Here is a 2,195-nt window from a genome sequence, read left to right on the forward strand (position 1 = left end):
AGGACCCGGGCGAAGAGCAGCTCGTTCCAGCTGAAGATGAAGGAGATCAGGGCGGTTGCGGCGATGCCCGGCATGGCGACCGGGGCGACGATACGCGTCAGGGTCGTGGTCAGGCCCGCGCCGTCGATCGCGGCGGCTTCCAGGATCTCCAGCGGGATCTCGGCGAGGAAGGAGCGCATCATCCATACCGCGATCGGCAGGTTCATCGAGGTGTAGAGGATGACCAGCAGCCAGATGTTGTCGAGCATCCCGGTGTTCTGCGCGACGAGGTAGACCGGGAGCAGTCCGGCCACCAGGGGAAGCATTTTCGTGGAGAGGAAGAAGAAGAGGACGTCGCGCCATTTCCGTACGGGCTTGACGGCCAGGGCATAGGCGGCGGGTACGGCCAGCGCCAGTACCAGCAGTGTGGAGACGACCGAGGCGGTCAGCGAGTTGATCAGCGGCGGCCAGGGGCTGACGCCGCTGCCCGCGCCGAGGAACTCGCGGTAGCCGTGCAGGGTGAGGGGCGCGCCGAGGCTCGGCGGATTGGTCGCCGCGTCGGTCTCGCTGTGGAACGACGTCAGCACCATCCAGGCGACGGGGACGAAGAAGAGCAGACCGCACAGCCAGGCGAGCAGGCCCAGATACGCGCTTCTGCGCCGTCGGCGGCGGGCCCGAGCCGGAAGCCGGTGTGCGGCGCGCGGCACGCTGGTCATCGAACGCCTTCCTCGCGGAGCAGGGACGAGACGGTGCGCAGCGCGAGGATGGCCACGAGCAGCGAGCAGACCAGTACGACGACGCCCTGCGCGGACGCCCGTCCGTAGTCGTGGGCCTGATAGAAGGCCTGGTAGATGGTGTAGGGGAGGTTGGCGGTGCCGAGGCCGCCGGAGGTGAGGGTGAACACCGCGTCGAAGTTCTGGACGATGAAGATGGTCCCGAGCAGGGCGGCGAGTTCCAGGTAGCGGCGCAGATGCGGCAGCGTCAGATAGCGGAAGATGTCGAAGGCGGAGGCGCCGTCGACGAGGGCGGCCTCGACGACATCGGTGGGCCGGCTCTGCAGCCCTGCGAGCAGGATCAGCATCATGAACGGCGTCCACTGCCAGATCAGCGTCACCTCCACCGCGGCCAGCGGCATGCTGGTCATCCAGTCCGGCTGCGGCGGATCGTCGCTGCCGAAGACGCTCCACAGCCAGGTCAGCACGCCGTTGAGGAGTCCGTAAGAGGTGTTGAACAGGGCGTGCTTCCACAGCAGGGCCGCGGCGACCGGCACGATCAGGAAGGGCGTGATGAGCAGGGTGCGCACGATGCCGCGGCCGCGGAATCGGCGGTCGAGCAGCAATGCGAGTCCGAGGCCGAGCAGCAGGCTGACCAGGACCACGGTCACCGTCAGCAGGATGGTGGTCCGCACCGAGCTGCGCAGCACGGGGTCGGTGAAGACGGCCCGGTAGTTGTCCAGGCCGGCGAAGCCGCGGTTGGCGGGGGCCAGTGCGTTCCAGCGGAGGAAGGAGATCACCACCGTCGCCACGAACGGCAGTTGGGTGACGACGACGAGGAAGACCAGGGCCGGGAGCAGGGGTGCGCGGCGGGCCCGCGCCCTGGCCCCGTCGATGGCCGCGCGGCCGCGGGTGGCGGCGCCGTCGGGCCCGTGTGACGAGGCGTCAGCGGCCTGCGTAGGCACGCGCTACCTCCTCCGCCATCCGCTGACTGTGACGGAGTGCGGCGGGAACGCTCTGTTTGCCGGCGATCGCCGAGCTGATCTCGTGGGAGACCTTGGTCCCCAGGTCCGAGAACTCCGGGATGCCGACGAACTGGATGCCCGGTGCCGGGCGTGGTTGCAGTCCGGGGGCGTCGGGCCGGGCCGAGCTGATCGCCCGCTCGGTCGCAGCGGCGAAGGCCCCGGAGGCCTTGAGGTACTCCTGGTTGCGGTAGAGCGAGGCGCGCTTGCCGCCGGGCACCCTCGACCAGCCCAGCTCACGGCCCACCAGCCGCTCGTACCCGCTGCCCGACGCCCAGCGGACGAACTTCCACGCCGCGTCCTGGTGCGTACCGGCCTTCTGCACGCCCCAGGCCCAGGTGTACAGCCAGCCCGCCTCCCGGGTCCGCTCCACCGGCGCCGGTGCGCCCCGCGCCCTGGACTTCCCCACCACCGCGTACGTCACCCTCGCGGGCGCCGACTGGCTCGCCTCCGCCAGCCCTCATCCGGACGAGATGCACGC

The 2,195-nt window shown here is 70.0% G+C and carries 2 protein-coding genes and 1 pseudogene; all 3 read right to left on the reverse strand.

Annotated elements, in window-relative coordinates:
• On the reverse strand, nt 1-695 hold a 695-nt coding region (locus tag ACWD6P_RS36935), incomplete at its 3' end, for a carbohydrate ABC transporter permease (protein WP_451448598.1).
• Nucleotides 692-1,588: a carbohydrate ABC transporter permease gene (locus ACWD6P_RS36940; RefSeq protein ID WP_451448599.1), complete on the reverse strand. Its 897-nt coding sequence runs from the start codon at nt 1,586-1,588 to the stop codon at nt 692-694. The genes ACWD6P_RS36940 and ACWD6P_RS36935, both read right to left, overlap by 4 nt.
• Nucleotides 1,589-1,637: 49 nt before the next feature.
• A pseudogene (locus tag ACWD6P_RS36945) lies at nt 1,638-2,117 on the reverse strand (sugar ABC transporter substrate-binding protein); the annotation flags it as partial.
• Nucleotides 2,118-2,195: the final 78 nt, after the last annotated feature.

Source organism: Streptomyces sp. NPDC002446 (assembly GCF_053595675.1).